This window comes from Methylotenera sp. (assembly GCF_029945705.1).
GTDB lineage: Bacteria > Pseudomonadota > Gammaproteobacteria > Burkholderiales > Methylophilaceae > Methylotenera.
In genome coordinates this window covers 13,782-39,109 of the sequence record NZ_JAQSDC010000014.1, presented here as the reverse complement: position 1 = coordinate 39,109, position 25,328 = coordinate 13,782, and the positions used below count along the sequence as shown (strand labels likewise).

Annotated in this window: 25 protein-coding genes; 17 read left to right on the top strand and 8 right to left on the bottom strand. The window is 43.8% G+C overall.

Going from position 1 to position 25,328, the window contains the following annotated elements:
• The 15 genes from PSU78_RS04300 to PSU78_RS04230 form a co-directional block, all read left to right on the top strand.
• The coding region (locus PSU78_RS04300) for an HD domain-containing phosphohydrolase (protein ID WP_300384789.1) at nt 1-1,284 on the top strand (1,284 nt) is incomplete at its 5' end.
• Nucleotides 1,284-3,317, top strand: coding sequence for an ATPase, T2SS/T4P/T4SS family (locus PSU78_RS04295; RefSeq protein WP_300384786.1), 2,034 nt, complete (start codon nt 1,284-1,286; stop codon nt 3,315-3,317). The genes PSU78_RS04300 and PSU78_RS04295, both read left to right, overlap by 1 nt.
• Nucleotides 3,318-3,324: 7 nt before the next feature.
• Nucleotides 3,325-4,464, top strand: coding sequence for a type II secretion system F family protein (locus PSU78_RS04290; RefSeq protein ID WP_300384784.1), 1,140 nt, complete (start codon nt 3,325-3,327; stop codon nt 4,462-4,464).
• 125 nt (nt 4,465-4,589) lie between these two features.
• Nucleotides 4,590-5,168, top strand: coding sequence for a type II secretion system protein (locus tag PSU78_RS04285; RefSeq protein ID WP_300384781.1), 579 nt, complete (start codon nt 4,590-4,592; stop codon nt 5,166-5,168).
• A 24-nt stretch (nt 5,169-5,192) separates the two neighbouring features.
• Nucleotides 5,193-5,735 (top strand): type II secretion system protein, encoded by a 543-nt coding sequence (locus PSU78_RS04280; RefSeq protein ID WP_300384778.1) that lies wholly within the window; start codon nt 5,193-5,195, stop codon nt 5,733-5,735.
• 7 nt (nt 5,736-5,742) lie between these two features.
• Nucleotides 5,743-6,189 carry a hypothetical protein gene (locus PSU78_RS04275; RefSeq protein ID WP_300384775.1) on the top strand — a complete coding sequence of 149 codons (447 nt, stop codon included), beginning with the start codon at nt 5,743-5,745 and terminating at the stop codon, nt 6,187-6,189.
• Nucleotides 6,189-6,707 carry a prepilin-type N-terminal cleavage/methylation domain-containing protein gene (locus PSU78_RS04270; protein WP_300384772.1) on the top strand — a complete coding sequence of 173 codons (519 nt, stop codon included), beginning with the start codon at nt 6,189-6,191 and terminating at the stop codon, nt 6,705-6,707. The genes PSU78_RS04275 and PSU78_RS04270 overlap by 1 nt, the downstream gene beginning before the upstream one ends.
• Nucleotides 6,704-9,157, top strand: a complete 2,454-nt coding sequence (locus PSU78_RS04265) for a DNRLRE domain-containing protein (RefSeq protein ID WP_300384770.1) — start codon at nt 6,704-6,706, stop codon at nt 9,155-9,157. Before PSU78_RS04270 ends, PSU78_RS04265 begins: the two co-directional genes overlap by 4 nt.
• A gap of 45 nt (nt 9,158-9,202) precedes the next feature.
• Nucleotides 9,203-10,363, top strand: a complete 1,161-nt coding sequence (pilM, locus tag PSU78_RS04260; RefSeq protein WP_300384768.1) for a pilus assembly protein PilM — start codon at nt 9,203-9,205, stop codon at nt 10,361-10,363.
• Complete coding sequence (locus PSU78_RS04255) at nt 10,356-11,021, top strand: PilN domain-containing protein (protein WP_300384766.1); 666 nt, start codon at nt 10,356-10,358, stop codon at nt 11,019-11,021. Before pilM ends, PSU78_RS04255 begins: the two co-directional genes overlap by 8 nt.
• A complete protein-coding gene (pilO, locus tag PSU78_RS04250; RefSeq protein WP_300384764.1) occupies nt 11,018-11,602 on the top strand; it encodes a type 4a pilus biogenesis protein PilO in 585 nt (194 codons plus the stop codon). The genes PSU78_RS04255 and pilO overlap by 4 nt, the downstream gene beginning before the upstream one ends.
• A complete protein-coding gene (locus PSU78_RS04245; protein WP_300384763.1) occupies nt 11,599-12,045 on the top strand; it encodes a hypothetical protein in 447 nt (148 codons plus the stop codon). The genes pilO and PSU78_RS04245 overlap by 4 nt, the downstream gene beginning before the upstream one ends.
• Nucleotides 12,042-13,400: a type II secretion system protein GspD gene (locus PSU78_RS04240; RefSeq protein WP_300384761.1), complete on the top strand. Its 1,359-nt coding sequence runs from the start codon at nt 12,042-12,044 to the stop codon at nt 13,398-13,400. The genes PSU78_RS04245 and PSU78_RS04240 overlap by 4 nt, the downstream gene beginning before the upstream one ends.
• A gap of 123 nt (nt 13,401-13,523) precedes the next feature.
• Nucleotides 13,524-13,862 carry a rhodanese-like domain-containing protein gene (locus PSU78_RS04235; RefSeq protein ID WP_300384759.1) on the top strand — a complete coding sequence of 113 codons (339 nt, stop codon included), beginning with the start codon at nt 13,524-13,526 and terminating at the stop codon, nt 13,860-13,862.
• A complete protein-coding gene (locus PSU78_RS04230; RefSeq protein WP_300384757.1) occupies nt 13,862-14,095 on the top strand; it encodes a sulfurtransferase TusA family protein in 234 nt (77 codons plus the stop codon). Before PSU78_RS04235 ends, PSU78_RS04230 begins: the two co-directional genes overlap by 1 nt.
• A gap of 74 nt (nt 14,096-14,169) precedes the next feature.
• Here PSU78_RS04230 and PSU78_RS04225 read toward each other — a convergent pair whose 3' ends face one another.
• The 4 genes from PSU78_RS04225 to PSU78_RS04210 all read right to left on the bottom strand — a co-directional run bounded on the left by PSU78_RS04225 (nt 14,170) and on the right by PSU78_RS04210 (nt 19,892).
• Nucleotides 14,170-17,025: a valine--tRNA ligase gene (locus tag PSU78_RS04225; protein WP_300384755.1), complete on the bottom strand. Its 2,856-nt coding sequence runs from the start codon at nt 17,023-17,025 to the stop codon at nt 14,170-14,172.
• Between the two features lie 103 nt (nt 17,026-17,128).
• On the bottom strand, nt 17,129-18,040 hold the full coding sequence (locus tag PSU78_RS04220; RefSeq protein WP_300384753.1) for a hypothetical protein: 912 nt from the start codon (nt 18,038-18,040) through the stop codon (nt 17,129-17,131).
• Nucleotides 18,041-18,050: 10 nt separating this feature from the next.
• On the bottom strand, nt 18,051-18,611 hold the full coding sequence (locus tag PSU78_RS04215; protein WP_300384751.1) for a LemA family protein: 561 nt from the start codon (nt 18,609-18,611) through the stop codon (nt 18,051-18,053).
• Between the two features lie 36 nt (nt 18,612-18,647).
• Nucleotides 18,648-19,892 carry an FAD-binding domain-containing protein gene (locus tag PSU78_RS04210; RefSeq protein ID WP_300384749.1) on the bottom strand — a complete coding sequence of 415 codons (1,245 nt, stop codon included), beginning with the start codon at nt 19,890-19,892 and terminating at the stop codon, nt 18,648-18,650.
• A 172-nt stretch (nt 19,893-20,064) separates the two neighbouring features.
• On the opposite strand from PSU78_RS04210, the gene PSU78_RS04205 reads away from it, so the two are divergent.
• A complete protein-coding gene (locus tag PSU78_RS04205) occupies nt 20,065-20,505 on the top strand; it encodes an NfeD family protein (protein ID WP_300384747.1) in 441 nt (146 codons plus the stop codon).
• Nucleotides 20,506-20,568: 63 nt separating this feature from the next.
• Nucleotides 20,569-21,411, top strand: coding sequence for an SPFH domain-containing protein (locus tag PSU78_RS04200; RefSeq protein ID WP_300384745.1), 843 nt, complete (start codon nt 20,569-20,571; stop codon nt 21,409-21,411).
• A 94-nt stretch (nt 21,412-21,505) separates the two neighbouring features.
• On the opposite strand, the gene PSU78_RS04195 is transcribed toward PSU78_RS04200, so the two are convergent.
• The 4 genes from PSU78_RS04195 to PSU78_RS04180 form a co-directional block, all read right to left on the bottom strand.
• Nucleotides 21,506-21,880 carry an endonuclease domain-containing protein gene (locus PSU78_RS04195; protein WP_300384743.1) on the bottom strand — a complete coding sequence of 125 codons (375 nt, stop codon included), beginning with the start codon at nt 21,878-21,880 and terminating at the stop codon, nt 21,506-21,508.
• Between the two features lie 99 nt (nt 21,881-21,979).
• On the bottom strand, nt 21,980-22,726 hold the full coding sequence (locus tag PSU78_RS04190) for a molybdopterin-synthase adenylyltransferase MoeB (protein WP_300384741.1): 747 nt from the start codon (nt 22,724-22,726) through the stop codon (nt 21,980-21,982).
• Between the two features lie 5 nt (nt 22,727-22,731).
• Complete coding sequence (locus PSU78_RS04185; RefSeq protein WP_300384739.1) at nt 22,732-23,502, bottom strand: type II secretion system protein; 771 nt, start codon at nt 23,500-23,502, stop codon at nt 22,732-22,734.
• An 11-nt stretch (nt 23,503-23,513) separates the two neighbouring features.
• Nucleotides 23,514-25,319 carry a hypothetical protein gene (locus tag PSU78_RS04180; RefSeq protein WP_300384737.1) on the bottom strand — a complete coding sequence of 602 codons (1,806 nt, stop codon included), beginning with the start codon at nt 25,317-25,319 and terminating at the stop codon, nt 23,514-23,516.
• Between the last annotated feature and the right edge of the window lie 9 nt (nt 25,320-25,328).

The window sequence follows — 25,328 nt, the reverse complement described above, 5'->3', positions numbered from 1 at the left end:
TTTTCGTCATTTTATACGATAAAAAGTGTCCACTTTTTTCAACAGGGGTCAGTTGATTATTTTAGAGAAAATAGCGCACCTATCACTGTCGACCATCTAGCCGAAACGATTGATGACCTTGCTGCGGGTATTGCTGACGAATTTAAGCATAAAGCCGATCTTGAAATGATGACTGAGGAGCTTGGCGCACGTTATGAAGAGTTACATTTGGTTTATGCAGTAGACCAACATGTGCAAACGCATACCGGCGAAAACACCAAGGTATTTCAAAGTTTGTTGCAATCAGCTACTGAGCATCTTAATGTAGATGTCATCGCATTTGTACAGCCTTCTAAAAATGTTTGCCAATATGCAACTTCGCTAAGCAAAGAGATTCACAACTTAGACTTAGTGCTAGTAGAAATGCGTGGCGACCTTTATCGCTTTGTTCAAGCTTCGGGCGATACAATCGTGTTAAACGACGCCAACGACCCAAGACGCGCTTACATTTTTACCGACATGCCTTATAAAGTGACGGCCTGCCCAGTGCATACTGAAGGCAAGGTTGATGCTTTAGTGGTATTACTTAATCACCAAGATAAACCCGACTTTACCAATAGCGACCGCAAACTAGGTGAAGTACTCGCCAATCAATTGTCTAGCCTTAGTAATACCTATCAATTGCTAGAAAGTATGAAGGAGTTTAACGAACAACTGGCAATGACGCTCATTGAAGCCGTAGAAGCCAAAGATCCCTACACTCGCGGACACAGTGAACGCGTACACTATTTATCCATGGAAATTGGCAAAGCCATGAGTTTACCCACTGAGGAGTTAGAAGATTTACATTGGGGCTCTTTGTTGCACGATGTTGGAAAAATTGGCATTCCAGATGCGGTATTGTGTAAACCTAGCAAGCTTACCAAAGACGAATATACCTTTATTATGGTGCATCCAGAACGCAGTTACGAAATTCTGCGCCACATTAAGCACTTAGATAAAGCCGTGCTTGGTGCTCGACATCATCAAGAAATGTACGACGGTAAAGGTTACCCACATGGCCTTAAAGGTGAACGCATTCCTTTGCACGGACGCATTATCGCGGTGGCCGACACTTACGATTCCATCACCAGTTCACGTGCTTACCGCGCAGGGCGAAGCCATGAGGTTGCCATGTCAGAAATAGCGCGTGTGTCTGGCGCACAGCTAGACCCAGCGATTGTAGAAATATTCAAAAAAGTAGTCTCAACAGAACCAGAATGGCTGAAGCTATTTAATATTAGACGAGAAAAAGTAGACGCTTAATGGCTGAACCCATTGCAAATAGCATGATAGGCATCATGAACTATCTGTCACCAGCAGGTTCGCTGGCGGATGAAGCTGCCTGCAAAGCGCTTGAAGATGCTATTTTAAATTGCTTGCTCGCACACAAGGTTTATGTGGTGCTGGATTTAGAAAGAGTATCTTTACTCGGTGGTCGTGCGCTAGAAATCATGCTAGAAGCCAATACCAAGCTTACCCATAACGGTGGTTACCTTAAATACACCAATCCAACTACATTGGTAAAAGACATACTCGTGGTCACGGGCCTTGGCGACCATACAGCATTAAATACTGCTAGTTTTGGTGAGCTGCACTCTGTTGGAGAAGATTTCACCGTTCGTCCAAACTTAAAACTCGGGCAGATTCTTTTAGAGATGGGCGTAGTCACTGAGTCGCGCTTAGAAGAAGCTATGCACCTGCAAGCTTCCACCAATAAGCGTATGGGTAAAATACTGGTGAGTAACGGCTCTATTTCAGAAAATGACTTACTCACAGCGCTTAGCCAGCAATTACGCATACCGTATATTTCACTTAGAACTGGGCTTTATGAAATTTCAGCCACCAACTTAATTAGCCGCGATGTCATCCGTAGGCTAGAAGTGCTACCTATGTTTAAGGTGCACGACACGCTGATTTTAGCGACCACTGACCCGCACGCGATTCCTGCTTTAGATGAAATTCAAGGCATTACAGGCTTCAAATTACGCTTGGTGCTGGCTAAGCGTGAAGACATTTTAAAATATCAGCTTGATGCCTACAGCGGTAATGATTTGAGCACTGAACTCGTCGAAAACATGGCGACGGATATTGAGCTAGTGGAGCAAGCGCAATCTGATTACACACACATTGATGAAATGGCAGGCAGCAGCCCCGTCATCACCTTGGTCAATGGCTTAATTCAACGTGCAGTGCGCGATGGCGCCAGTGATATTCATATTGAAAGCGGTCGCAACCGCTCATTCGTGCGCTTTCGTATTGATGGCGTGCTCTATGAAGTACTTTCTACCCGCGCCGACCTACACCCGGCCATTGTTTCGCGCTTAAAAGTGATGGCAAATTTAGATATTGCCGAGCGCCGATTGCCGCAAGATGGCCGCATGCAAGTGACCACACAAGGCCGTAGCGTGGATTTACGTTTCAGCTCTTTGTCAGGTATTTACGGCGAAAAAGTAGTATTGCGCGTGCTGGATAAAAACAACTCCATTCTCGATGTTGAAAAACTCGGTATGAACACCTCTAACTTAGCCACACTGAAAAAACTGCTGGGCCGCAGTTATGGCTTGATTCTAGTCACAGGGCCAACGGGTAGCGGCAAAACTACCACGCTTTATGCTTCAATCAACCAGTTAAAAAGCATAGAAAAAAACATCGTCACCATTGAAGACCCTGTGGAGTATCAGCTGGACATCATTAACCAAAATCAGGTGAATGAGGCCATTGGCTTACCCTTTGCCAAAATGCTCAAGCACGTATTAAGGCAAGACCCAGACATCATCATGGTCGGTGAAATTCGTGACCGTGAAACCGCAGAAATCGCCGTGCAAGCCGCGCTAACAGGGCATTTGGTGCTTTCAACATTACACACCAATGATGCCGTTGGCGCACTATCACGGATGACAGATATGGGCGTAGAGCCTTATTTATTGTCATCAGCTTTGGCAGGCGTTGTGGCGCAGCGCTTGGTGCGCGGCGTGTGCCCTGCTTGCAAAACCACCTATTTACCGCCACCCGAACTTGCACACAAATACCACTGGCCTGATGGCGCAAGGTTAACCAAAGGTAAAGGCTGCCCTGCTTGTTACGATTCTGGCTATCGCGGGCGTTTGGGCATTCATGAAATTATTGAATCGACTGATGGCTTACAGCAACTGATGGCCAAAAACCCAAGCAAAGCCGAACTGCAAGCCTTTACAGTAGCGGAAGGTTACAAAACCTTGTTTGACGATGGCATACAGCGGGCTTTAGAAGGCCGCACCACCATAGAGGAGGTCGCGCGCGTCATACACGCGGGCTAGAAAATCTATGGCAATCAATATCAACCCAACACCCGTAGCTAGCAATAATCAAGCGCAAGCCAGCAAGCCAGCTAAACGCAATTGGAACGTAGAAATACGCTTTGGTGCGCCGACCATTAGTCTAGACCAACGCATGGTGTTTACTGAGCGCTTATCGCTGCTACTGGAGACAGGTGTGAGCCTGCTAGAAGCGCTCAAAGCCATGCAACAACAAACTGAAGAAGTGTTACTAGCAGACATTATTGGATCGTTGGTAGACACTATCAGCGAAGGTAAAAGCTTTTCTGTGGCTTTAGAACAACATCCTGAAATGTTCTCTACCACTTACACTAGCTTGGTATTTGCGGCTGAGCAAGGCGGCTTTTTGCCACAGGTGCTTTCGCAATTACTGAGAATGGATGAGAAAAATAGCCAGTTACGCAGCAATATCGTCTCTGCACTTTCTTACCCAGCCTTTTTAATTGCGTTTTCAATTGCGGTAGTGGTGTTTGTTTTAGTAGTGATTTTTCCAAAATTCGAAGTTTTATTTGCGTCAATTCACGACCAGCTCCCCATTACCACCATTTTTCTCATGGCGCTCTCTGGCTTTGTGCGCCATTACTGGATTCTGATTATCGTCGGCTTAGTTGCCGCAGGCTGGGCAACCATGACTTGGATGAAAAGCCCAGCTGGCAAACTGGTGTTCGATCAATTTAAAATGAATGCGCCACTTATTAAAGACATTTATCGGCAAATTTACCTAAGCCAAACGCTTAGTGTACTTGGGCTGTCGCTATCAAACGGCGTGCCAATTACCGTGGCGCTCAAAGCCAGCCAAGGCGTAGTTAAAAATCTAGTATTTGTTAAGTTTTTGGATGAGGTGCGGAACCACGTTAACGAAGGGCGCGGCATTGCCATTGGCTTTACCAACACGCCTTTTGTGCCGCCTATGGTGCGCCAAATGGTAGCCACGGGGGAGCAAACGGGCAACTTAGGCTTAGTCATGTCACGCGTGGCGGACTTTTACGAACGCGAACTTACCAAACGCATCACCATACTCTCAAAATCAATCGAACCCATTATGTTGGTGCTAATGGGCGTAGTGGTGGGCTTGATTGTGATCTCGCTTATTTTGCCGATATTTAAACTATCACGCGCCGTTCATTAAGGAAATTCTATGAAAATCATCTATATATGAACCTTGATGCTCTGCCCGCAAATGCCACATAAACACTATTAAAGATACGCCAAATACTACCGTTATTATGATGACCACCCTAGAAAGGATTTAAGATGTACTTAACTATCAAAAAACCAATGAAGCTGATTCAAAAAGGCTTCACCCTCGTTGAATTGCTAATCGTTGTGATTATTTTGGCGATTTTAGCGGCGATTGTGATTCCACAATTTTCAAGCTCCACCGTTGATGCACAAGAAGCTGCGCTGGATTCTAACCTCAATGCTTTACGTTCAGCCATCGAGCTTTATAAAGCACAACATGGTGGTAAGTATCCAGGTCAAGTGGCGGCTACAGGTGCAACCTGCTCTGCTGGTTCAGCTGGCACGGGCGCAATTGATACTTCGCAAGCAGTGATTAGTCAGTTGACTTTGTATAGCGATAAGACTGGTGCCACATGTACTGGTGCTGCGACTCAAACCATACTTGGCCCATATTTGCGTAAAGGCTTCCCTGCTGAACCAATTAACAACAAAGGTTCGCTAGCTGCTGACATTGCTATTCAGTTAACTGGTGTTGCGCTTGCTCCTTCCGCTGCAACAGGTGGCTGGGCTTACGATAATAAGACTGGCCAAATCGTTATGAACAGCAATGCTCTCGATAGCGGTCAAGTCAACACTTACGCTTCACACTAAGCCTAAATTAAAATTTAGCTTAGTATGAATAAAATCGCCCAAAGCGGTTTTAGCCTGCTTGAAATGATGATTGTGGTTACCATCTTGGGGGTCGTCGCTACCGTGACGCTCCCCTTGCTGGGTTCTAACGACCCACAAAAGCTGAATGTAGCAGCGGAAGAAACCGCCAATACACTGCGTTTTGCGCTAAGTGAGGCTAGGCGCACCAATGGCTATGTGCTGATAGATGGCAGAACTACGTCTGGACGTTTGAGGCTTTATTACTCAACCAGCAACGGCAATTTGACCAGCGCTATCATCGACCCACTGACTAAACGCGCCACTGACTTGAACGTGACTAATAGCGCCTTTTCGCAAGGCGTCACACTCACACCGCAGTTCAGGGCAGGTGGTTCAGCACGAACGCAATTACTCATCGCGCCCAACGTCGCTCAAATGCAAGGCTTTGATGGCATAGGCGGCAATGAAGGTGCGCTACAAGCCAATAGTGGCGTGCTTCTCAGGTTAGGCTCACAAAGCACATTTGTGAGCATTAACCAAACCACTGGTTTGGTGACTTTGCCATGAGTTTGCTATGAACTTGATAGTCACTTCATGCAAAACAAGCAATCGCCAACAAACTGGTTTTTCGTACGTGGAAGTTTTATTGTCGATTGTACTGATTGCCGTATTACTCGTACCTGCCATGCAAGCACTCAATAATGCAATTTCTGGCAGTGCTAGCAATATCGCGGCTAGGCAACTTAATCTGCGTAACAAAATGGAAGAAGTATTAAGCAAACCATACAGTACACTTTATGCGGTGACCAGCGCCACTGGTGGCAATACAAGCACCTCTATCAGCACTAGCCTTTCTGATGCGAGTGGTGTTAGTAATCGCCGCGCGGTGACTATTTACCGTTACGACAATACAAGCAATGCCTTAAGCGCCACTGATACTGGCGTGCTTTTTGTGAGCGTTTATTACGAGGCTGAAGGCAGCGCCAATGCATTAAACACTTTGGTTGGTCAGTGGTGGTAATGATGAACCCGCGACAACACCAATGCGGCATGACGCTGATTGAGCTGGTAATAGCCATGGCGATTAGCGCGATTATCATGCTAGCGCTCAACAACCTTGTAAAACTCGGCTTAGATGTACAAACCGCAGGACGTGGCACCAATGAACTAGCCTATCAAGGCCGCTTTGCGCTAGAGCGCATGGCAGATAAAGCGCGCAGCCTCGCACCAAAAGTACTCACCACGCCAACAGCAAACACCACTGGCGACTGGTTTGCACCGTCAGCTTGTACTGGTGCAACTTGTGTTATGTACTGCCGAAACGCCTCTAATCAACTGATTGAAACAGTCACTACCGACAACTCTTGCACAGGCACTACTGTGATTGCCAATAACGTGACTACATTCTCTGCTACTCTTCCAGCCAGCATGGGCGCGGTTGATAAGTCAGTTGCAGCAATCAGCCTCACTTTAAGTGACGCGAATAAGAATACTGTGAGCTTATCAACCAGCATGCGGCTGGGCGGCGGTTCGCTATGAGGCAGCACACGATTAAAACGTCTGCCAGATTAGCAGGTTTTACTTTATTACCCGTCGTGCTCGCCATGAGTTTAATCGCCGCGATTGCCTTTTTGATTAACCGTGATAACGGCATGAACACCGATATGGTAGTGAATCAAATGAATACAGACCGTGCTAGGTACGCCGCGGAGGCTGGCTTGCAAGCCGCCAACGCCAAAGTGCAGAGTATTAGCTGTGGGGGTGGGTTTCCTGTTGTGGGTACACCAGTGACTAACAGCAATTTTGGCGGCACTAGCTATTCAGCATATGCAACTTCAGCTGGAGGCAATACTACAAGCTTAATTTCCAAAGGTACTTATAACGGCACTTCAGTGACGCTTACCCGCAACAATATCTACGTGTATCAATCTCCAGCGGTCACTTACACCATGCAACCCAATGCAACCGTGGGAATGGATACCTATATTGATTCCGCGGCAGAGAGTAATTATGGATTGACCAGTGCATTAGCCATTAAAAAAAGTCAGCAGAGTTTGTTATATAAATTTGATTTTTCGACTTTCCCTATAGGTAGTCGCCCAATTTCTGCAAAATTTTCAATCTATGCCAGCGGAGGGCTTTTAGGTGCTGTTGAGCTTTATCGAATGACCCGCGACTGGGTAGAGGGTACTGGCGCGAATAGCCCGCTGGATGGCGCCACTTGGAACACCACAAATGGCAGCACGTTATGGACAACCCCTGGTGGCGACTATCATCCAGTTAAATTAGATACACAAATCAGTACTGGAAGCGCTTGGGTCGATTTTAATGCGACAGACCTAACAATTGCATGGCTTAGTGGGAAATATCCCAACTATGGTGCACTCGTAAAATCAACAGGTGAAGTAGGCACTTTCAAATTTACCAGTAGTGATGATTCAGATGCGACTAAGCGCCCTAAAATCACCTTCAGCTACTTATTGCCTTGCGGCACTACTGGCCCAGTTGATACGCCTCATGGCACAGTGACGTTAAGCCCAATCGCTGACAGCTTTAACGACACCAATATATTATTGCAATTCAACAACGGTAAAGCTACCACGCTCAAAGTGTATAACAGCCCATCGCTTGAAAACCGTATTCTTACCCAGTTTGATACCAGTAGCATTCCCGCTGGCGTCAGCATACAAAGTGCGAAATTACGCATGTATGTCAGTGCTGTTGGCAGTGCAACTACCAATACTAAATCTATTTGGGTGAATGCCATCAACGAGTCATGGGTAGAAGGTGCTGGCAACAATACGGCTAAACTTATTTGTCCACTCACACCAAGCGCAGGTACTAGCTGGTATTACCGCACGGGCTGTACGAACTGGGCTTCGAACCTTCATCCACCATACACGGCACAATCATGGACCACTATGAGCAACATGCCCACCGCTAGAACAAACCATATGGTGGCAACCGTCAATAATAAAATCTACACCATAGGCGGCTACAACCCAGTGGGTGGCTATTTCAATACCGTAGAAGAATATGACCCAGCGACCAATACTTGGGCAACTAAAGCTTCTATGCCGACAAATCGTTCAGATGCAGCAATTGCTGTAGTCAATGGAAAAATATACGTAATGGGCGGAACAGCTAATGGCATAACAGCCCTTAGCGTGAATGAAGTTTACGATCCATCCAACAATACTTGGGCGACTAAAGCCAACATGCCTACAGGTCGCATGTTTTTTTCAGCCGCGGCCGTTAACAACAAAATTTATGCCATAGGCGGTAATAAAACCAATACGGCCTTAAAAACTAATGAAGAATATGACCCTGCCACCAATACTTGGGCAACTAAAACCACTATGACGACCGCCAGAGCTTACCTTACCGTTCAGGCTATTAACGGAAAAATTTATGCTATTGGCGGCTGGGCGGGTTTCCTCAGTTTAAGCAATAACGAAATGTATGACCCAAGCACCAATACGTGGACAAATAAAGCAGTGTTGCCAATCGCTACTGACACTATGGCCTCCGCTGTTGTTTGTAACAAAATATATCTTATCGCAGGTAAGCAATCAGGCTTTAATACCAGCACTGTCAGGGTGTACGACACCATTAACAATAACTACATCACGCAGCTGAATTACCCAATGGCACTTGAGTATGCAGGTGCAGCCGCTGTGAATGGCTACATCTATAGTTTAGGCGGCGATGATGCGGTTTCTGTGGTTTATACAAATCATTATAAATTCGATACGGGCACTCCCACAGCCGTTGCTACAGCTTCAGATGAGTCAACAGCTGCATCGCCACTAGCCGCTAACTTTACGAGTGGCTGGATTAACTTTGAACTAAAACCGTTAGTACAAGAATGGGTAGATGGTGTGCGTATGAATAACGGCATAGTAATTTATACCGAAGTCTCAGACCAATTCAGCATCAACAGCCGTGAGAATAGTACTAAAAATCCACAGCTTATCGTGACTTATTAAACCCCAGCTGGCACTTATAATTAAATAGAACCTATAGAGAACGTGATGACCACTGATTACAAAAATTTAATTACGCCTGTCTTAAGCAAGTTGCAGAAAGTGTTGCCTTTGTTAAATGGCAGCCTAGCGAATAAATTTTGCATTGGTCTAGACATGGGGCTTGATAGACTAAATCTAGCGCAAATAGAAAAATTAAATGGCAAAGTGCATATTCGCGCCATTGCTTCTATTCCCTACCCGTGCTCCCGTGAAGCGCTACAAACCAATCCAAAGATACTCAAAGCATTATTAAAACAGGCATATGCCTCGCAGCCATTTAAGGGCAATCGCGTGGTTTCTTGCTTACCAATAGACCAAATTAAAATTATCACCATTACTTATAAACGCACAGATGGCCAAGCAGATTCAGAAGCAGTAGTGGCAGAGTTACGCGAGCGCTACAAAGCTGAACTGGATAATTTAGTGGTTGATTTTATGACGCTGCGCGAAGAAGAACCAAACATCGCTCAGCGAGATGCGCTGGTTGCGCTGGCGCCGCGCGATAAAGTACTGGCTTATTTAGATTTATTAACCAATGCTGGGCTTGACGTGGATTCATTAGATATTGGCCCCGCTGCGTTAGCGAGGCTTGTGAGCCATGCTGGCGCTATTCATGCGCCAGAATTCCCAGCGCTACCCAATGTATTGCTGATCAATTTTGGGGCAGATTCCAGCTTTTTAAGCATCATATGGGGACGCCGTTTGATGTTAGATCGCCCTGTAGAATTCTCTGAAAATCGTATGTTTGCACGGTTGAAACAAGTACTGGATATGCCTGAAGAATTGATGATACGTTTGCTATACGAAACGATTCCAAATGCAGATTTAGCCAAAGATAAACCAGATGAAATCAATCAAATGGTGGCAGAAGTCATCAGGCCAGAAATCGCCCTACTTTTGCAAGAAATTAATAAAACGTTAGTGTATATGACTTCAAAAGCACGCGGAAAAACAGTAGACCAAATCTACTTAACTGGTCGCGTGGCACGCTACCCTGGCATCTTGAATTTTTTACGTGAGCAATTAAATGTATCGGTAGATATTTTAGATCCCGTAGAAGTATTTGCCGCAGAAAAATATCGACTAAACAATCATATTTTAGGCACTATGCCAGGCATTGCACTCACCACAGGTTTAGCCTTAAGAGGGGTGCCTGAACATGGCTAATATGGATTTAATCCCTGAAGATTACCGCCGAAATCTAGGCATGCAGCGTATGGTGCAGCATTTTATTGCTGCGTGTGTGCTAGTGATACTCAGCATAGGCTTAGCAAAAGCGCTCATGACTTACCTCACATGGCGAGAAAACGTAAAAGTGGTGCGCCTTGAGCAGCAAGAACAAATCTCGCAGCAAACAAAAAGCAAAACCGAAGAATATCGCCAACAGAAACAAGTGACTGAGCAGCAACTTGCCGCATTACATGAATTGCGCGGTAACGACCGAGTAACAATTTTCTTACACGCCATTGATAACGCTTACAGTGAAGGTGTTTGGTTTGACAACCTGCGCTTTATGCGCCTGAGTAGCACGGGTACATTGGCTAACGTTCCTGGTGCAGCCAATGCGGGCATTATTGTGGTGCCTAGTGATGCTGCAACGCCACAATCATTAGAAATTGAGCATAGCGCAGAAATCATTGGTCATGCCATGAATCATTCTATGCTGGCAGAATTTATGCGTAAATTAGGCGCCGAGCCAAATGTGGCTGACTTACGCTTGATAGACACTGGCACTAGAAGCTATACGACTATGCAGGTGATTGATTTCAATCTCAATTTGCAAATGCGCGAGCAAGCTGAGACAAAAATGCAGGTGGCGCCATGATGAAAAATATCGTGCAAGCGCTTAACAAATTAAACCCACGCATGGTGTTTGGCTTAATGCTCTTTTTTGTATTGTTGTTGGCTTTTGAAGGCTGGATATTGCTATTACGCAAACCGTATGCCGAATATCAACAAATATTATCTACTAGAGAGTCGTTAATGGCGTCATTACAGCAAACGCCTAACCAATCTAATGAGCTTGGGCAAATTACAGCTGATCTTAAACGGCTTTCAGAAAAACTTAGTAGCGAACTACGTAGCCCAGCTTCGGACGACAAAATGGCCGCATCACTAATGGAAGCACTTGATCATTCAGCACGACTACACGGCATCAGCCTTGCCAGCCTTAAACCTAAAGAGAGAAAACAGGTGTCTGTTTTTGAAGAAGTTTCGTTTGAGGTGAGCGCCAAAGGTAGCTATTTACAGCTATGCACATGGATGCTGGATTTTGCTAAAACTTTGGGCAATAGCGCAACCGTGACCGAATTTGAGATGAAAACAGCGAACGAAGGCAAGGAAGTAACACTTTCAATGAATATTGCACTGTATCGCCCGCTAAGTCTGAATGAGGTCGCAAAATGATCAATAAACGCTTGAGTTTAGGCATGCTGGTGATGGTTTTGGGCGTTATGCCGACTGCATTTGCAGATGAGGCATTAAAACATGATCCATTTTCACGACCACTACTCACAGCAACTACTGTTGCCAATACAGAATCTGGCGCAAAAATTGAAGAAGAAACGCCCTGGAGCCCAATACTAACGGCAGTGATGCTGGCTGGCAAGAATTCACTTATCACGATTGATGGTGTGATTATGAAGCTGGGTGAAGTAAAAGATGGCTACCGATTAATACAGGTAAAAGATCATGAAGCGATATTTAAAAAAGGTAAAAAACGTATTGTGCTAGAAATAAAGATGGGTGCAGTTAGAACTAAAACTGAATCAGCAACAGGCGCAGAGACAATATTAGAAACAGATAAGCCGCTATTAAGACAAAATAAAGATCAAGGTAACACACAATGAAAAATTTTAAATTCACGGTTTATACCGCCTTAATTTTCAGCTTAATCTGTGGGAGCTTGTTGACGCACGCAGCGTCAGCAGATACCAGAAAGCAAGAGCAAATCGGCGAGTTGGTCACGCTAAATTTTCGCGAATCGTCTATACAAGAAGTTTTTGATATTCTTTCACGCAAAGACAAAGTGAACATCATTTTGGGTAAAGGTGTGACAGGCACCGTGTCTGTTAATCTTTACAACATCTCGGTTAAAGAGGCGATTTACCGCGTGGCAGAGTCTGCTGGTTATGCTGTGGAGTTTCGTAACGGTGATTACGTTATTTTAGACCATAAAGATGCTGGGCAAGACCACTCGGGCGGCCTCACACAATTGAAAACTTTTAAAGTGCAATATTCCGATCCTAAACAAGTGGCCGACATTCTGACCAAATATCTTTCACGCTATGGAAAAGTGACACCTCTGATAGATAGACGCATGATCGTCATTGAAGATACGCCAGAGTTTTTAGAGCGTGCCAATAAGCTTTTGCAAGAACTTGATGCGCAACCCAAACAGATTTTAATTGAGGCCAAAGTACTGGAAGTTACGCTGGATGATGGCGAAATTTACGGCGTAGATTGGAATAGAGTATTTGGCGCCACCACGGTTGGTACCAATGGCTTAGCTTCTGGAACCGCCACTGGTGGCCCTAGGCAAGCTGGTTTTTTCTTCGGATTAGCTGGCAAAAATCTAGAGTTATTCTTAGAAGCGCAGGCGACTAAAAATCGTGTAAAAACGCTATCTACGCCAAAATTACTAGCCATGGAGAATCAAGAAGCGCGTGTTTCTATTGGTGACAGCACTGGCTTTAAAGTGACGACCACGATTAACCAAGTAACTACAGAAAGTATTCAATTTCTGGAATCTGGCGTCATACTTAGAGTTACACCATCAGTAGATCAACAAGGACGTGTATTATTAAAAGTTCACCCTGAAGTCAGCTCAGCCTCACTTAGCGCAGGTATTCCTTCTAAGAAAAGTACTGAGGTGACCACTGAACTACTCAGTGAAGACGGGCAGGCGATATTTATTGGTGGGCTAATTAAGAAGATAAGCCGTAAAGATAAAACAGGCGTGCCAATTTTGGGCGATATTCCTGGCATTGGGCGATTATTTTCAACTACAACTGAGTCAGTCAATAATACCGAAACTGTGATTATTATTACGCCTAAAGTGATTCAAAATCCTAGTGCAATTGCTGAATTTACTGACGATAAAAATCAACTAATAGAACATAACGGCGCTTTAATTATGGATCACCAATTAAAGCTAGAGTCATCCGAATTTAAAGATAAATTGGATACCTCTGTACCATTATAATTATAGCTATAATTATAATAACCAAGATATATCAATTGCAGATACAGGACCTGCGCCACATAGTTAGTGCGGTCACCCGTCAAAATTGCTATTATTTGCTTTGGTTAATTTAGGTGTAGGTTAATGAGCACATTTAGTGAAATTCAAGCGAACGACTTATTCAATACGATGGCAACAGAACCGATGGTACTCGTTGACGTGCGTAATGATGATGAAGTTGCACGTGGCGTAATTGAAGGCGCAATACATATTCCTTTAGCAATGTTGCCGCTAAAGTATGAATCTCTGCCAAAATCAGAAAACATCGTTTTTTATTGCCACAGTGGCATTCGCTCTGCGCATGCCGCAGCTTTTGCCTCTAGCAAAGGTAGCAAAAATGTATACAACCTAGCGGGTGGTGTTTTGGCATGGGCCAAAGCAGGCTACCAATTTGCCTCATTAGATGAAGGGAAAAAGAAATAATGGAATTCAATAAAGAAGTGGATGCCACAGGCTTGAACTGCCCATTACCCATTTTGCGCTGCAAAAAAGGCCTAAGCGAAGTTGAGCCATCACAAGTATTAAAAGTCATTTCAACGGACCCTGGTTCAGTGAAAGACTTTAATGCATTCTGTGTTCAAACTGGCCACGAGCTGTTGCAGCTTGACCAAGAAGATACTACTTTCACTTTTTATATCAAAAAGCGTAGTGACTAGCTGTTAATTAAAAAGGCGCTTTTCAGCGCCTTTTTAATTACATCTCTTAGTTACTTGCTATTTAAGGTTAGTATCTAACCCAACTTAGCCAACTGACTTTGCAGCTTTTCTAAATTAGCACCAAACTCAGCTACTCGCGCCTTTTCTTGCTCAACCACGTTAGCTGGTGCGCGCGCTACAAAGCTCTCGTTATTCAACTTGCCATTGGCTTTAGTGATTTCACCTTCTAGCCTTGCAATCTCTTTACCTAAGCGCTCTTTTTCAACAGCAACGTCAATCTCTACTTTCAACATCAGTTTAAAGTCGTTTACCAACATCACAGGAGCGTCGGCCTCTGGTAAATCAGCCACAATCGCCACCTCTTCTAACTTTGCTAATGCCTTTAAATACGGTGCATACAAAGCCAGTTTTTCAGCATCACCTGTGGCAATCAGTGGCACGCGCGCAGCTGGTGAAATGTTCATTTCACCGCGTAAACTGCGACATGCATCTACCATTTGCTTAAGCTGTGCAACCCAATCTTCTGAAACATCATCTAGCTTATCTAGCTGCGCCTTTGGATAAGTTTCTAGCATAATACTAGCGCCGTGCGACTTATCTTTCACCCCTGTCATAGGCGCAATGGTTTGCCAAATTTCTTCCGTGATAAATGGCATAATAGGGTGCGCTAAGCGTAAAATTGTTTCTAGCACACGCAACAAAGTACGGCGTGTTGCACGCTTTTCAGCATCATCACCATGTTGAATTTGCACTTTCGCTAGCTCTAAATACCAGTCGCAATACTCATCCCATACAAATTCATAAATGGCTTTTGCGGCTAAATCAAAACGATAATCTTCAAACGCTTTTTCTACCTCAGCTTCTGTACGTTGCAAAATGCTCACAATCCAACGGTCTGCTTGGCTAAACTTACGCCCGCCCTCTCCACAACTTGCCGCATCAAAGCCGTTATCTTGACCTTCAGTGTTCATCAACACAAATCGTGTGGCATTCCACAATTTATTGCAGAAGTTGCGATAACCATCACAACGTTGTAAATCGAACTTAATATCACGACCGGGGCTGGCAAGCGCGGCAAAGGTAAAGCGCAATGCATCGGTACCATAAGCAGCAATGCCTTCTGGGAATTCTTTACGTGTGCGCTTCTCGATTTTTTCAGCATCTTTCGGGTTCATTAAACCCGTTGTGCGTTTTTTGATTAAATCATCTAAACCAATACCATCAATCAAATCAATCGGATCAAGCACGTTGCCCTTAGATTTAGACATTTTTTGGCCTTCTGCATCACGAATCAAGCCGTGCACATACACATGCTTAAACGGAATTTTGCCAGTGATGTGCTTGGTCATGATGACCATACGCGCCACCCAGAAGAAAATAATGTCGAAACCTGTGACCAACACACTAGAAGGCAAGTATTGTTGCAAAGCTTGGTTTTGTGCATCAATGGCTTCGTCGCCTGTCCAATCAAGCGTAGAGAACGGCCATAAAGCAGCTGAATACCAAGTATCGAGCACATCGTTATCTCGGACTAAATTGCCTGTGTAGCCGTCTTTGGCGGCTAAAGTTTTTGCTGAGGCTTCATCCGTTGCCACATAAACTTTACCATCATCGGAGTACCAAGCAGGGATTTGATGACCCCACCATAATTGGCGCGAAATACACCAATCTTGAATGTTGTTGAGCCATTGATTGTAAGTATTCACCCAGTTTTCAGGGTAAAACTTGATTTCGCCACTCGCTACAACATCTAATGCTTTTTGTGTAATGCTTTTACCATCTTCTGTTGGCTTGCTCATGGCGACAAACCATTGGTCTGTAAGCATAGGCTCAATAATCACGCCAGTTCGGTCGCCTCTTGGCACCTTGAGTTTATGTTTATCGGTTTTAACTAAATAGCCATTTTCTTCTAAATCAGCCACCACTAATTTACGTGCAGCAATAGTCGTTAATTCGCGATATTTTTCTGGTGCATTTTCGTTCACCAAGCCAGCTAATGACAAAATCTCTACCATCGGCAATTGATGGCGCTGACCCACCGCATAGTCATTAAAGTCATGTGCTGGCGTCACTTTAACTACGCCAGTGCCAAACTCTTTATCTACATAATCATCTGCAATAATCGGTATTTCACGGTCGCATAGTGGTAGTTTTACATTTTGTCCAATTAAGTGCGCATAGCGTTCATCTTCTGGATGCACCATTACGGCTACATCGCCCAACATCGTTTCAGGGCGCGTTGTAGCAACGGTTAAGTTGCCTGAACCATCTGCAAGCGGATAGTTGATGTGCCACATAAAGCCGTCTTCTTCTTCTTGCACTACTTCTAAATCTGAAACGGCTGTACCTAATTTCACATCCCAATTCACCAAGCGTTTGCCGCGATAAATCAGTCCTTCGTTATACAAGCGCACAAAGGTTTCAGTGACGGTTTTATTCAAACCTTCATCCATGGTGAAGCGCTCACGTGACCAATCTGGCGAAGTGCCAAGCCTACGCATTTGCTTAGTAATTGTGCCGCCTGAGTATTCTTTCCACTCCCACACTTTTTCGAGGAATTTTTCGCGGCCTAAATCATGGCGCGATACACCTTGTGCATCAAGTTGGCGCTCGACCACTATTTGCGTGGCGATACCTGCATGGTCAGTACCTGGTTGCCAAAGCGTATTATCGCCCTTCATACGGTGATAACGGGTTAGCGCATCCATCAGGGTTTGATTAAAACCGTGCCCCATGTGCAAAGTGCCAGTGACGTTTGGTGGAGGCAATAAGATACAGAAGTTATCTTTAACTTCAGGATTAGACTCTGTTGGTTTGTTAAAACCAGCAGCGTAATAACCTTTGCTCTCCCAAAATTCATACCATTTGCTTTCTATGGTTTTAGGGTCAAAGGATTTTGCTAGCTCTTGGTTGGGGGTTGGAGTATTCATAGCCGACATTTTAACATAGGCAAGGGCTAATTTACTCCCCGCCATACCAACCGCGTGGTGGGGAACAGTCAGGGGAGTAATTGCAGCTAAAACAACCTAAAGGTCATGCCAGTTTGATAAAAGCTAAAAGTAATATCGTAAACATCAGCAAATGTACAATTGCCCACATTCTGTAACTTGCCGTTAACTCATGCGGTGCTTGAGCCGAGATTAAAAAAAAATGTTTATCTGTAGGTTGAGCTAAAGTAAAAATACCTGTGTGCGCTTTCATAGCGTACTTGGCATGCGCTTGTTGGATAGCATCTTTGCGCGCTAGCTCCCATTCATCCATGTCAATTTCGCCATTTCGGTTATGGTCGTAACGGTTTAACATCTGTTGCGGACGTGTTTTTAGATCTGCCAGAATATTGCGTACTTCTTTGTTAATGACTTCGCTATCAACTTGATCATGCCTCGTATCTAGCTGACCAAGCACATACAAGCGCTTACCCGCAGGTAAAAATTCCTCTACATAACGATGTTCATTTTTAACAAATGTACGTTTTTCAAAGAAAATAATTTCAGCCCCATTGGGATTGACCATACAAGTGCCAGATTCATCTTTTAATTGAAATAATGTATCGCTTTCCGAATACTCCAAAAGCCTATTATCAACCACTTTTTTTGAATAGGGGTTCTCAACGCGATTAGCGTATACCGAGGCTCGATACCATACGCAAGGAATGCCATGATAAGGTGTTTTGAAAGGTTTTAGCGTTGTTGCAACGCCATGCAACTCAATGTAACCTTGCGCTGCTGCAGCGATTGTGGATATTGGCGCCTCTGTAATTTTAAGTAAGCGCCAATAATTAAAAATGGCAGCAAATAGGCTAAAAATGAGCGCAATTGATAACAACACAAACCATGTTTGGCTATCAACTTGCCTAACATGCAATTTGTAGGCAGCAAATAATATGCCCCCTATCACGGCCAATGTCACAAAGTTGACGCTTGCGCCATTTAATTTTCTAAACATAAAAAACTAACTAGCTTTTAAAGCGCGCACTTACATCCACATCCTCCAATTCCGCATGTGAAAATTTCAACATTTCTGCTCGTTCAAAACCAAGCAAACTCGCCACAATGACATCTGGAAACTGCTTAATTCTGACGTTATTATTATTCACAGAGTCATTATAAAACTCGCGCCTATCAGCTATTTGATTTTCTAGGCCAGTAATACGCTGCTGCAAGTTAATAAATGTTTGATCAGCTTTTAAATCGGGATAATTTTCTGCTACCGCGAACAATCCACCCAAACTGCTACTCAGGGCTGACTCAGCTTTACTTAACCCTGCCACATCGTGCATTTGACGTGCGGCATCGATACCCATCCGCGCTTGAATAACTCTCTCTAGCGTTTGCGCTTCGTGCGTCATGTAAGCCTTGCATGTATCAATTAGCTTCGGCAGCTCGTCATTACGCTGTTTAAGCAACACATCAATATTCGCCCAAGCTTTTTCTACATTACTTTTAATGCTGACCAAGCTGTTATACGTCATCACAAAATACACAGCTACCACCGCTACAATTACCCAAAATATCATCAAGCTCCCCTTATTTTTATGAATATGACTTTATTGTTATGATTGCTTATCGCTTGCTGTACCGCTTAACACCAAAGGCCCTACTTTTTCCCAATAACGAGAAAAACGTTTTAAGCGCTTTTCACTGATTTCAACATTGACGAACTTAGCCACTGGCTGCCAGTCTGGCACGAATGGGGATAATAGCTCTTTTACTTTAAGATAGGGCGTATCTTGCGTAATCAGCTGACCAATACCTTTTTGCATCAAAACTTCATAAGTATCGCCCACCCAAACCTCTACGACCTCCATCTCACTTAGGCAGTCAGCCACAAACTGCAATCGATTGAGCGACCATGTGCCATGTAAGTGTGGGTCGAACACAAAAATCTTAGGAAAAGGTTTTTGCAGCAAAGCATGTGCGGATGACAACATTTCATCATGCACAAATATTGCCTTGGTTGGGTAGTGAGAAACTGTGTTTCTGGGTAAAGGCGGCAGTACGTATTTTTTTGCAATAGGCACTAATGTTTGATTAAACAATTTATCGTTCAAAGCTTCATAACTGCCGTCAAATGGGCATTGCACATGACAGTTGGCGCAATATTTTCCGCCAGTGTAACGACTGAGATTTTCTTTATTAAAAAAATAAGGCTTAGAGCTAAAGGTTGAAGCAACCCATTGCCATGAAAGATGGTTGCTCGCAATATCGCCGTCAATCAAATGCTCTTCAAACCAATCAGCTGCAGCCCGCCAGTCTACTTTTCTGTGATGCACAATGTAACTAGCAAGCCACATGCGAGGATGATTATGCACATATCCCGTAGCCAATAAATCATCATTGATAAAGCCATCCATACATGGCAAACCCGTTTTACCTTGGCGAATATCATCACTCAGGGGCGCATGACCAATAGCTACTTTAGCAGGCTCCATGTCGCTATAGATTGCATTGCCTTCGCTAAACCACACTTGCCGCCAGTAATCGCGCCACGCAAGTTCATACACAAGTTTGTCTGCGCTTGTATCAAAGCGCCTTTTGATGAACTCGTAAGCTTCATTCAAGGTGACGCAGCCGTGCCGTAAATACGGTGACAAATGCGTCACCGCACCGTTTAAAAAATTACGGTTTCTGTCGTAAGCCACTGCATCAATACTATTGAGTTTGTTCAACGCGCTAAAACGACCACCAGCCCAATCAGCCTGTAAGTCGGCACCTTTAGCATCCGAAAATATTCGCTTAATATAATGTAAGCGCTCGTTTCTATCTTTCGGGATGATCAATTTTTGTGCGGGTCTCATTGAGTAATTTCCATCTAATTTATGTTAGTGTACTATTTATTAGCGTTATTGATATAGGCTATTTTTAAGCGGCATTATTATAAAAACAGCATCAATTTTTATCGATAATGCAGCAAAATACTAGGTTAAGAATCATTTACTATTTAATGTAAAATCACCAAGGAAAATCATCATGGACCCAATGTGGATGTGGGCTGCGATAGGAATCATACTACTTGCAGTTGAAATGGCAACCGGCACTTTTTATGTGCTGTGGTTTGGCGTTGCGGCCTTGTGTGTCGCGCTCATCATGTGGTTTTTTCCCAATACATCCGAGGCTATACAATATGCCGCTTTTGCAGTTTTATCTTTAAGCTCACTAGCCATATGGCGTATTAATTACAAAAAAACCTCTACCAATAGCCGCGTTGGTCAATCACAAGGTGAGGAAATCGGACGGGTAGGCACTGTGATAGAAACAGCCAGCCTCAAGCAAAATGGTAAAATTCGCTTCGCGCAAGGCTTAATGGGCAGCCGCGAATGGACAGCCATTGCCGACGAAACGATTGAGTCTGGCAGTGATGCAAGCGTAGTGGCCGTTGTTGGAAATGCATTAAAAATTTCAAAAAAGTAACTTCACTTCATCTTAATTTATCTTAAATAGATTAATCTTAAAACCCCGTGTTAGGAAAACACTATGACCACGTTTAGTTTTGTACTGATATTTTTAGTAATTGTCGCCATTATTAAGGGCGTACGCATTGTTCCTCAAGGTGAAGAATGGGTTGTAGAACGCCTTGGTAAATTTGCAGGCGTGCTCAGCCCAGGCTTACATGTAATTAACCCTGTGTTCACTAAAGTAAGCTATAAAGTTACGACCAAAGACATTATTTTAGATGTACCTGAGCAAGAAGTGATTACTCGCGACAACGCTGTAATATTGGCAAATGCCATTGCTTTTATTCGTGTGTCTGATGTTGAGCGCGCGGTGTACGGCATTGAGAATTTTAGAGAAGCCATGCGTAATATGGTGCAAACAAGCTTGCGTTCAATCATTGGTGGCATGGATTTAAACCAAGCACTCACTTCACGTGACCGTATTAAAGCAGAGCTAAAAGAAGCCATTGCCGATGAAGCGCAAGATTGGGGCTTAACTGTAAAATCAGTCGAGATTCAAGACATTAAACCTTCACCCAATATGCAAGACGCGATGGAAAGACAAGCTGCCGCAGAACGTGAACGTGTTGCCGTGGTAACAGAAGCAGAAGGCGCAAAACAATCGCTGATATTAAACGCCGAAGCGCGCTTAGAAGCTGCGCGTAAAGATGCCGAAGCGCAAATGGTGGCTGCAAAAGCCTCAGCGGAATCAATCAAATTCATTACAGAAGCCATTAAAGAAAACAATGCTTCAGCCATGTTCTTGCTAGGTGACCGTTATATTCACGCTTTAGAAAAAATGTCGACTTCTGGAAACAGCAAAATTGTCGTCATGCCAGGTGATTTAGTCAGTGCCGTTAAAAGCTTGGTAGGCGGTAAATAGCCTCTAAGTTCCCTCCCTTTTGAGGAGATTTTAGCAGCGTTGTTAAATGCGGCACTTTGCCATTTTCAATTCCCTCCCACTTTAAGGGGGAGGGTTAGGGTGGGGGTAACACGTTTCCAGAATCACTCTCGTTTATCGATTGCAAAATCACTTGCAAAACCCCCTCTATATTTTGCAACACCTCATTATTCCAAAATCTCAATACTTTCCAGCCATGATCTTTAAGCCACTCACTGCGTAAGTGATCTTCAATTTGCATTTCATTATGTTGACCGCCATCAATTTCAATTGCTAATGCTGCGTCAACGCACGCAAAATCTAAAATATATCTACCTGCTGGATGTTGACGTCTAAACTTTACGCCCAACTGCTTCATTCTGAGGCGTTGCCATAAATGCTTTTCAGCATCAGTCATCTCGGCACGGAGTTGACGAGAAAAATCTTTGGTGTGTTGCGGCAGTCTTTGCATGAATAAACAGTGTGAATTTAGTATGAGCTAACTGTTGTGATGTTTTTTGGTGGACTTATCTACCCCCACCCTAACCCTCCCCCTTAAAGTGGGAGGGAATTAAGCGCCGCAGACAATACAAGCGGGGTCTTTACTCAGCTTGATTGTTCGCCATTCCATGGCAAGTGCATCAAGTAGCAATAAGCGCCCTTGCAAACTCTCACCAATGCCCATCAAAAGCTTTAAAGCCTCAGCAGCTTGCGTGGTGCCTATCATGCCCACTAACGGCGCAAACACACCATTAGTCGCACAGCGCAAATCGGTATCTTCGCCATTATCAGGGAATAAACAGTGATAGCATGGGCTGCTCACTGAACGCATATCGTAAACTGTGATTTGCCCCTCAAAACCAAGCGCAGCGCCTGAAACAAGCGGCTTCTTCAACTTCACGCAAAGTCTGTTTAAAGTATAGCGTGTGGCAAAATTATCACTACAATCAATCACCACATCCGCTTGCGCCACCAATGCCGCAAAATCATCTTCAGTAGATTTTTGCTGTATGGTTTTTACCATGACTTCAGGGTTAATCTCATAAATAGATTGCTGCGCAGAAACAGCTTTGTTAATGCCTACGCTTGGCGTGGTATGAATAATCTGACGCTGCAAATTAGTCAAATCCACCACATCAAAATCACAAATGGTCAATGTGCCAACGCCACTCGCAGCTAAATACAAAGCCACAGGAGAACCCAAACCACCCGCACCGACGATCAGCGCATGGCTATTAACAAGTTTATCTTGACCTTCATAATTGATTTGAGAAAGAAGGATGTGACGGCTGTAACGTAAAAGTTGATTATCGTTCATAAGTATTAATGTAACTGACCTGCTTCAATCATGGCGTTATAGAGGACGTAGGGAGAAATCCAAACCATCATATGGTCAAACTCATTCCCAGTAGTTGCACTAGGCTCATGACTAACGAATACAGACTTTGGCGAGGTTGGTATCTTTGGATTCGTGTTCTCGTCCGCGCCACCCGAAACTTGTGAACCTGTAGGGCCGAGAGAGTAAATAACAACAACTGAATTATTAATTAAGTAATTGCTTTCAACGCCTCCAGAACAGGCTGAGGCCGTGATACCTGTTGCGCTCTTGCATACTCGCAACTCTGGCATTAAATTTGCAATGCCAACAACATTCATTCCATCTGTTGAAGAGTTAATTGTAAAGTCAGGCGTTGCTGGATTTACAGGAGTGGTTGCGCTGCTTTGTGCAACTGCATACATAATTGGATTATTCCATGCATCAATTGCAAATCCATTGGAGTCTGTGGGCTGAATGCCCAATGTTGCTGCGGGCAAATACCCAAGTTGCTTGGTACATGCGGTGGCTCCTCCTAGTGGATCTTCAAGGCCATTAGCCGTCGCTGGGCAGGGTAATCGCCCTTTAGACTGAGCAAAGCCTAATAGTGCTTTTTTAGCAGTTTCTAAAGTGTTTTCAGTTTGTGATTGTGCTAATTGCTGGCGCTGCGCTTGAATAGGTGCAAGTATTGCCCCCAGTACAAAGCCTAGGATAATGAGTACGACAGCCATTTCCAATAATGAAAAGCCTTTTTGCTCAGCTATATAATTTGACTGCATTCTATAATTACTCATGGGGTAACGACCAAAACTTGATCTGTATTTGCTTGGGTTCTAAGATTTGTTTTCTGATAGATAAAGTCTTGCGATCCATTACTAACCGTTACATTTGTATTTTCAACATCACTTAAATAGCTAGTTATACTGCATGAACTATTTGGATTGACAATTGAGCCAGCTACAACTGCATTCACCTTTTGATTAAGCCCTACAGTTAACTTAGGTGGCGATGTTGTCGATACGCAAGTTCCCGTTGAGGTACAATCATTTGAAACTGCATACACAATATATTTTTCCCATTGATTTGCAGTAAACCATAAAGGCAGTAAACCACCCGTAGACGGCAGTGATTTTATCGTTTCATTGATATTACAAGAAGCCAAAGAAAACGATCCGTCTGCACTGTTTGAGCAACTCACCTGAGTACTTGATGAAGTGCTACAAGATCCTAAAGGGCTATTAAACGCACCTGTTGTTATAAATTTATTTGTACCTGCGACTGTTGCAGTACAGAAACCGCAAGCATTACAGCTAAATTGTACGGCGCCAGAGGCTCTCAGACAACCACCTAAACCATTACATGTACACGTGTTTGTAGTTAAAGGGTTAACTGTACATGCACCAGTCGGAGCATTTACACCACCACCCGTTGCCACGAAAGTCCCTGTAGTTCTTGTAAATGAAATTGAACTAGATATACTGAAATTGCAACTACAGCTTCTACTTGATGCGATACAGTTACAAGTGGGTGCAGCAGGAGTATTAACTGGCAGCAATCCTCTTAAATTACCTTGCACACATTGATTTTGATTTGCTGTTAATCCCAATCCTGACGCAAACGGATAATAGCCATTTGCTACATAGTACTTATTCAGTGTACTTTTTGTTTCTTCTAAGACACGCTTTTCTAATGCATACATTAGCTCATCAATCGTAATGTAAACAAGCTTATCGTTGAAATAATAAGGTTTAACAAAAGTAGTATCACTAGCTGGAACATTTCTACTATCTTCGCCCATGATAAAATCCTCATTCACCAAAGAAGAGTCATTGTTTTTTTTATTAGCGGCGCCAATCATAAAACCATCTAAAAACTCACTAGCATTTGGCGCTGGGGATGAACGATCTTGATTTGACAGAGGACTACCAGGTGCAATAATCACGGCGGCAACTCTATCGGAAACTAAATTTCCATTCCTATCCAAAACTGTCAGCCAAGGATATGATTGGGTTCCACTTTGTCGCATGTATGGCGTAATCGCATGTGGAGGGTCGGCCACTCCAGGATTGATAATTGGGTTCTCCGAATGCTCATAGTCATAAACCATATTTCTTGACACAGCATACCAAAACCGATTGCCCTGCGCGTCGGTAAATACTTGATTCAGTCCTGGATATGTACTAAATCCAGTATATATATTTAAACCATTATTTGGATCTAAACAAGGGCTTGTTGTGGGCTGACTTGGAAGCTGTCCAAGAAGATAGGGATATTGAAAAGTAGTAGCTACACAATCACTGCTGCCGTCATAATTGCCATCACCATTTCTATCTGGCCATGGCATTTGGCCTGGAGAATTTTTGTAGTTTACGGCCCAAGCAATTAATGCGGTCTTAGCATCATTTAGAGCCTTATAGGTTTTCTCATCTTGCCTGGCCTTTGCCGTATCTGCGTTGTATGTTTTTAGCACGTAGGCTGCCGCACCTAGCCCAAGAATAAACGCAATAAGAATCAGTGCTGCGCCTTTTTGCTTAGTCCAAAATTGGTTTAAACGAAGTCTGTGCAACTTTGATAATGAATTGGATTGATGTGCCATAGCAATTAA

Bases quoted from the DNA above. Each gene is read 5' to 3' on its own strand.
- PSU78_RS04295 (WP_300384786.1), top strand. From the start codon at position 1,284: ATGGCTGAACCCATTGCAAATAGCATGATAGGCATCATGAACTATCTG.
- PSU78_RS04290 (WP_300384784.1), top strand. From the start codon at position 3,325: ATGGCAATCAATATCAACCCAACACCCGTAGCTAGCAATAATCAAGCG.
- PSU78_RS04285 (WP_300384781.1), top strand. From the start codon at position 4,590: ATGTACTTAACTATCAAAAAACCAATGAAGCTGATTCAAAAAGGCTTC.
- PSU78_RS04280 (WP_300384778.1), top strand. From the start codon at position 5,193: ATGAATAAAATCGCCCAAAGCGGTTTTAGCCTGCTTGAAATGATGATT.
- PSU78_RS04275 (WP_300384775.1), top strand. From the start codon at position 5,743: ATGAACTTGATAGTCACTTCATGCAAAACAAGCAATCGCCAACAAACT.
- PSU78_RS04270 (WP_300384772.1), top strand. From the start codon at position 6,189: ATGATGAACCCGCGACAACACCAATGCGGCATGACGCTGATTGAGCTG.
- PSU78_RS04265 (WP_300384770.1), top strand. From the start codon at position 6,704: ATGAGGCAGCACACGATTAAAACGTCTGCCAGATTAGCAGGTTTTACT.
- pilM (WP_300384768.1), top strand. From the start codon at position 9,203: ATGACCACTGATTACAAAAATTTAATTACGCCTGTCTTAAGCAAGTTG.
- PSU78_RS04255 (WP_300384766.1), top strand. From the start codon at position 10,356: ATGGCTAATATGGATTTAATCCCTGAAGATTACCGCCGAAATCTAGGC.
- pilO (WP_300384764.1), top strand. From the start codon at position 11,018: ATGATGAAAAATATCGTGCAAGCGCTTAACAAATTAAACCCACGCATG.
- PSU78_RS04245 (WP_300384763.1), top strand. From the start codon at position 11,599: ATGATCAATAAACGCTTGAGTTTAGGCATGCTGGTGATGGTTTTGGGC.
- PSU78_RS04240 (WP_300384761.1), top strand. From the start codon at position 12,042: ATGAAAAATTTTAAATTCACGGTTTATACCGCCTTAATTTTCAGCTTA.
- PSU78_RS04235 (WP_300384759.1), top strand. From the start codon at position 13,524: ATGAGCACATTTAGTGAAATTCAAGCGAACGACTTATTCAATACGATG.
- PSU78_RS04230 (WP_300384757.1), top strand. From the start codon at position 13,862: ATGGAATTCAATAAAGAAGTGGATGCCACAGGCTTGAACTGCCCATTA.
- PSU78_RS04225 (WP_300384755.1), bottom strand. From the start codon at position 17,025: ATGAATACTCCAACCCCCAACCAAGAGCTAGCAAAATCCTTTGACCCT.
- PSU78_RS04220 (WP_300384753.1), bottom strand. From the start codon at position 18,040: ATGTTTAGAAAATTAAATGGCGCAAGCGTCAACTTTGTGACATTGGCC.
- PSU78_RS04215 (WP_300384751.1), bottom strand. From the start codon at position 18,611: ATGATATTTTGGGTAATTGTAGCGGTGGTAGCTGTGTATTTTGTGATG.
- PSU78_RS04210 (WP_300384749.1), bottom strand. From the start codon at position 19,892: ATGAGACCCGCACAAAAATTGATCATCCCGAAAGATAGAAACGAGCGC.
- PSU78_RS04205 (WP_300384747.1), top strand. From the start codon at position 20,065: ATGGACCCAATGTGGATGTGGGCTGCGATAGGAATCATACTACTTGCA.
- PSU78_RS04200 (WP_300384745.1), top strand. From the start codon at position 20,569: ATGACCACGTTTAGTTTTGTACTGATATTTTTAGTAATTGTCGCCATT.
- PSU78_RS04195 (WP_300384743.1), bottom strand. From the start codon at position 21,880: ATGCAAAGACTGCCGCAACACACCAAAGATTTTTCTCGTCAACTCCGT.
- PSU78_RS04190 (WP_300384741.1), bottom strand. From the start codon at position 22,726: ATGAACGATAATCAACTTTTACGTTACAGCCGTCACATCCTTCTTTCT.
- PSU78_RS04185 (WP_300384739.1), bottom strand. From the start codon at position 23,502: ATGCAGTCAAATTATATAGCTGAGCAAAAAGGCTTTTCATTATTGGAA.
- PSU78_RS04180 (WP_300384737.1), bottom strand. From the start codon at position 25,319: ATGGCACATCAATCCAATTCATTATCAAAGTTGCACAGACTTCGTTTA.